This window comes from Mesorhizobium sp. M8A.F.Ca.ET.021.01.1.1 (assembly GCF_003998025.1).
In the GTDB taxonomy this organism is placed as follows: Bacteria; Pseudomonadota; Alphaproteobacteria; order Rhizobiales; family Rhizobiaceae; genus Mesorhizobium.
In genome coordinates this window covers 1-4,544 of record NZ_RZSJ01000507.1, presented here as the reverse complement: position 1 = coordinate 4,544, position 4,544 = coordinate 1, and the positions used below count along the sequence as shown (strand labels likewise).

6 protein-coding genes and 1 pseudogene are annotated in these 4,544 nt (G+C 61.8%); 2 read left to right on the top strand and 5 right to left on the bottom strand.

Annotated features, from left to right (window positions below; translation table 11 throughout):
- Window positions 1-531: 531 nt before the first annotated feature.
- The 4 genes from EOA36_RS28485 to EOA36_RS28470 form a co-directional block, all read right to left on the bottom strand.
- Window positions 532-831: a hypothetical protein gene (locus tag EOA36_RS28485; protein ID WP_127280362.1), complete on the bottom strand. Its 300-nt coding sequence runs from the start codon at window positions 829-831 to the stop codon at window positions 532-534.
- Between the two features lie 65 nt (window positions 832-896).
- Window positions 897-1,502 carry an ATP-dependent Clp protease proteolytic subunit gene (locus tag EOA36_RS28480; protein WP_127280361.1) on the bottom strand — a complete coding sequence of 202 codons (606 nt, stop codon included), beginning with the start codon at window positions 1,500-1,502 and terminating at the stop codon, window positions 897-899.
- 22 nt (window positions 1,503-1,524) lie between these two features.
- A complete protein-coding gene (locus EOA36_RS28475) occupies window positions 1,525-1,986 on the bottom strand; it encodes an SRPBCC domain-containing protein (RefSeq protein WP_127280360.1) in 462 nt (153 codons plus the stop codon).
- On the bottom strand, window positions 1,983-2,297 hold the full coding sequence (locus tag EOA36_RS28470; protein ID WP_015317709.1) for a metalloregulator ArsR/SmtB family transcription factor: 315 nt from the start codon (window positions 2,295-2,297) through the stop codon (window positions 1,983-1,985). The genes EOA36_RS28475 and EOA36_RS28470 overlap by 4 nt, the downstream gene beginning before the upstream one ends.
- A 226-nt stretch (window positions 2,298-2,523) precedes the next feature.
- Between EOA36_RS28470 and EOA36_RS28465 the strand changes: the two genes are divergently transcribed.
- Both EOA36_RS28465 and EOA36_RS28460 read left to right on the top strand, forming a co-directional pair.
- Window positions 2,524-3,048 carry a single-stranded DNA-binding protein gene (locus tag EOA36_RS28465; RefSeq protein WP_023773877.1) on the top strand — a complete coding sequence of 175 codons (525 nt, stop codon included), beginning with the start codon at window positions 2,524-2,526 and terminating at the stop codon, window positions 3,046-3,048.
- A gap of 128 nt (window positions 3,049-3,176) precedes the next feature.
- Window positions 3,177-3,602 (top strand): annotated as a pseudogene (locus tag EOA36_RS28460) (OsmC family protein).
- Between the two features lie 17 nt (window positions 3,603-3,619).
- Here EOA36_RS28460 and EOA36_RS28455 read toward each other — a convergent pair.
- A complete protein-coding gene (locus EOA36_RS28455) occupies window positions 3,620-4,249 on the bottom strand; it encodes a MarC family protein (RefSeq protein WP_127280359.1) in 630 nt (209 codons plus the stop codon).
- Between the last annotated feature and the right edge of the window lie 295 nt (window positions 4,250-4,544).

The following is a 4,544-nucleotide window of genomic DNA, read 5'->3' as shown; positions in this document are numbered from 1 at the left end:
CTCCTGACAAAGCTGTGCGGAAACTGACCCTGACGTAACCTCCCGGCGATCACATTTTTCCGTAACCGGCTATTGATGGTTGACGCGACCGGCTCACGGGGGCAGTCTCCAGAGGTCAGCGAAGCCGACCGTCTTTCGATGGCCTCGCCGCCCCAAGGCGGCCTGCGAGACGCCGCAGGCATTTGCGATTTGCGCTTCGCGATGGCAATGTCGTAACGGACAAAGGAGCGGAGCATGACGCCACCGGATAGTCCCCCAGGGCTCCACGTCTCGTTGGAGCCGAGGCAGGCATAAGTGCCAGGGTATAGCGTTTGCGCCACCAGACAAACCGTGACCTGCCATATCCCCCAAAATTAGAGACTGTTAGTCGGATCGTCGGCTGAATGCCGCGAAGCATCCGAAATCCAACGCCGGCAGTACACTCCCGGCAAAAAATGGATTTGAGATCCAGAAAAGCCCCGTCCGTTTGCCCCAGGCACGGCGGGGCTATTCTTTTGGGCGGGCTCGAGTTTGCAGGACCGATCTTTTGCCCTACCTGGGCGGCTTGATCCCGCCAACCCCGACATCGACCGTGATGCTGCCGGAAATCCTGACATCCGTATCGCCGATCTTGAACTGCCCGTTGCCGCTGCTAGGGAATGCGTCGTCGGGTTCGGGCACCGGGGCTGGCTTGGCGATGCGATAGTCGCCGCTCACGCCGGGCAGGGCGCTTTTCTGCGCCGACGACGAGGCGCCGTCGGCAAGTGCCGAACTGGAGAAAAGGCCGACGATGGCGAGCACCATGGTGGCTGTGACACGGTGCGATGGTCTGGATCGATGAGTGTCGGTCATCTCCCTGTTATAGGGACCTGCCGCCACTTGAACCAGACCGGTATCGTCAAATCTTCGTTCTCGGGTCACGCCGCCTTTTTGCGGGTGTCGAAAACATGGTCGACAAGGCCCCATGCCTGGGCCTCGCGGGCCGTCATGAAATGGTCGCGGTCGAGCGTGCGTTCGACCTCTTCATAGCTGCGGCCGCAATGCTGGGCGTAGAGTTCGGTCATGTGGCGCTTGGTCTGGCCGATGCGTTCGGCATGCCGCTGGATGTCGGAAGCTTGGCCCTGGAAGCCGCCGAGCGGCTGATGCAGCAGGATGGTGGCATTGGGCAGCGCGATCCGGCGCCCGGCCGTGCCCGCCATCAGCAGGAACGATCCCATCGACGCGGCAAAGCCCATGCACACGGTCGACACCGGGCAACTGATATATTGCATCGTGTCGTAAATGGCGAAGCCGCTGGTCACCATGCCACCCGGCGAGTTGATGTAGAGCGAAATCTCCTTCTCGGGGTTGTCCGATTCCAGCGACAAAAGCTGCGCGCAGACCAGCGCCGAGACGTCGTCATTGATCTCGCCGTTGATGAAGACGATGCGCTCGCGCAGCAGCCGCGAAAAAATGTCGAAGGCACGTTCGCCGCGGCTCGATTGCTCGATCACCATCGGCACAAGACTGGCAACACCGCTCATTTTTCTTCTCCAATTTCCGTGTTCAGGCCGCGCGCAGCAGAAGATGCGGCGTGTTGCTCGCGGCGATGAGCTTTCCGGCTCCGCTCAGCGAAAGCCGGCAGCCGGCGCTCGTCATGGTAACGGCCGCCTTGCGAGCAAAGCCGTCATGGACGATGCGCAGATGCGTGCCGCCCGAAACGGTGCGGGCGAGTGTGAAGGTGACGGTGCTGTCGAGCGGGTGCTGCCGCGCCGCATCGTCCGAGTGTTCCCGCCAGGAATAGCGCAGCAGGTGCTCGGGCTCGGCGTCAAGGATCTCGCACTCGATCGCCGCGTCGGGCCCGGCGAAGGCAAAGCGGCTGCCGGTCTGTGGCCTGATATCATTCGGCATCATCCAGGCGGCGAGCAGTTCCGGCACGGTCAGCGCCCGCCACACCTTTTCCGGCGGCTCGGCTAGGTCATATTCGAATTCGATCGCATCCGGTGCGACTTCGCGTTGGCTCTTCATTGATCCATGTCCTTCAAAACCGTCTTCAGCCTTTCGATGCGCTCCGGCCAGAACGTCCGGTAGCGTTCAATCCAGGAGAGCAGCGGGGCAAGCCCCTGCGGATCGGCGCGGTAATAGGCGTTGCGGCCGGCCCGCCGCTCGACCACGAGGCCGGCACCGCGCAGCACCGCCAAGTGCTGGGAGACGGCGGGCTGCGACACAGTCAGGCCGCTGCGCAGTTCCGACACGCTCATCTCGCTTGTCGCGAGCCGCTCGAAGACGGCGCGGCGTGTCGGGTCGGCCAGGGCGCGGAAAATCTCTGCTTCGATCATGACAAAAGCATAAGTCGATACTTATTGATTTGGCAAGCGCTGTTTTGCAACCCATATGAGGACCTTGGCCATTGCTGCCATTCCTTGACAATCAGCGGCGGTGCATATAGGAACGAAAAGGGAACAAAAACCTTGTGGGAAAAGCCAGCCTTGGCAGGCGGCTGACGTCCGTAGCCTGTAAGGTGCTGCGACAAAAATTTGTTTCGGATGAGCGCGGAGAAATATCATGGCGGGTAGCGTCAATAAGGTCATTCTGGTCGGCAATCTCGGCGCGGACCCTGAAATCCGGCGCCTGAATTCGGGCGAGCCGGTCGTCAACATCCGCATCGCCACCTCGGAAAGCTGGCGCGACAAGAATTCCGGCGAGCGCAAGGAAAAGACCGAGTGGCATAACGTCGTCATCTTCAATGAGGGCATCGCCAAGGTGGCGGAGCAATATCTGAAGAAGGGCATGAAGGTCTATGTCGAGGGCCAGTTGCAGACGCGCAAATGGCAGGACCAGACCGGTGCCGACAAATACACGACCGAAGTCGTGCTGCAGAAATTTCGTGGCGAGCTGCAGATGCTCGATGCGCGCGGCCAGGGTGAGGGCGGCCAGGTCGGCGGCTACAGCGGTGGCGGCAGCAGCCGCGGGTCGGATTTCGGCCAGTCGAGCCCGAATGAAGGGTTCAACCGCGGTGGCGGCAACGCTCCAAGGGGCGGCGGTGGCGGCGGTTCGTCGCGCGAACTGGACGACGAAATTCCGTTCTGATCGGGAGCCTACCAAACGGCGAATGCTTGTGCTTGATATGCCCCGAGGGTCCTGCATGGACTTTCGGGGTTTTGCATTGTTGATTTGAGCTGACGCCGGCGCGATCGACAGACTGAAAGGACAGGGCGATGAAGGCACGGGTAAAATGGGTCGAGGAGCGCACCTTCGTCGGCGAATCCGGCAGCGGCCACAAGGTCGTATTGGGAACCGCGTCCAGCCCGGACGGCAAGACCCCGGGGCCGAGCCCGATGGAACTGGTGCTGATCGGCACCGGCGGCTGTTCGGCCTATGATGTCGTCCACATCCTTGAAAAGGGACGCGAGGCGATCGAGGACTGTGTCGTATAACTCGACGCCGACCGGGCCGAGACCGACCCGAAGGTGTTCACCCGCATCCACATGCATTTCATCGTCAAGGGCCGCGCGCTGTCGCGCGACAAGGTCAAGCGGGCGATCGATCTGTCGATCGACAAATATTGCTCGGCTTCCGCCATGATGGCCAAGACGGCCACGCTTACGCATGACTTCGAGATCGTCGATACGACGGCGCAGTAGGGCCGCAGGGATACCGTTCAACTAGCCATCAGCGCCTTGATGCCGTCGGCGACGAACTGCACCGCCAGCGCCGCCAGAATAACGCCGAGCAGGCGGGTCAGGATCGAGCGGCCGGTCTGGCCGAGGATGCGGTCGATGCGCTCCGACAGAACGAACACCAGATAGGTGATGGCGAGGCAGACGAAGATGATGCCGACCAGCGCCGCCTGTGCCGCAAAGCCCTGAAACGAGCCGGAGAGCAGCACAGTCGCCGAAATCGCACCGGGACCGGCGATCAGCGGGATCGCCAGCGGGAAGGCGGCGATGTTGTGGATCATGTCCTTGGTGATGGCGACGTCGCCGATCTTCTCCTTGCGGTCCTGGCGGCGCTCGAACACCATTTCGAAGGCTATGAAGAACAGCAGAAAACCGCCTGCTACGCGGAAGGCCGGCAGCGTGATGCCGAACACCGACAGGATCGAGGCACCTGCGATCGCGAACAGCGCCATCACCAGGAAGCCGATGATCGAGGCGCGTACGGAGACCTGCTGGCGCTCGTCGCGATTCATGCCGCGTGTCACGGCGAGGAACAGCGGTGCCAGCCCGGGCGGATCGATGGTCACGAGAATGGTGACGAAGGCATTGAACAGGCTGTCGAAACTCGGCATCGCTGACCCCTCCCGCCGGGCCGAGCCCGCACTCCTATTGGTAGAGCAAAGCCCGGTCGATGGGAACTGTCGGAGGGGCCGGAGACTTCGATGCGGTAGGGCGCGTCGCGGCGAAACGGATTCAGGCGACGCGCTTTGTCCGGTGGGCAAAATGCTCATAGGTGATTTGCCAAGGGTGGCTCTCGGAAGGTCTTTCCTCGCCGATCCAATGGAAGCTATTGGCAGTGATCTCGGTGAAACGCCATCGAGTTTGCAGACCGCGCGAGTCATCGCCGATCTGGACAATGTCCTTACC

What these genes read in the sequence shown, in the direction of transcription:
- EOA36_RS28455 (WP_127280359.1), bottom strand. Translation starts at nt 4,249, where the DNA reads ATGCCGAGTTTCGACAGCCTGTTCAATGCCTTCGTCACCATTCTCGTG.
- EOA36_RS28470 (WP_015317709.1), bottom strand. Translation starts at nt 2,297, where the DNA reads ATGATCGAAGCAGAGATTTTCCGCGCCCTGGCCGACCCGACACGCCGC.
- EOA36_RS28465 (WP_023773877.1), top strand. Translation starts at nt 2,524, where the DNA reads ATGGCGGGTAGCGTCAATAAGGTCATTCTGGTCGGCAATCTCGGCGCG.
- EOA36_RS28475 (WP_127280360.1), bottom strand. Translation starts at nt 1,986, where the DNA reads ATGAAGAGCCAACGCGAAGTCGCACCGGATGCGATCGAATTCGAATAT.
- EOA36_RS28485 (WP_127280362.1), bottom strand. Translation starts at nt 831, where the DNA reads ATGACCGACACTCATCGATCCAGACCATCGCACCGTGTCACAGCCACC.
- EOA36_RS28480 (WP_127280361.1), bottom strand. Translation starts at nt 1,502, where the DNA reads ATGAGCGGTGTTGCCAGTCTTGTGCCGATGGTGATCGAGCAATCGAGC.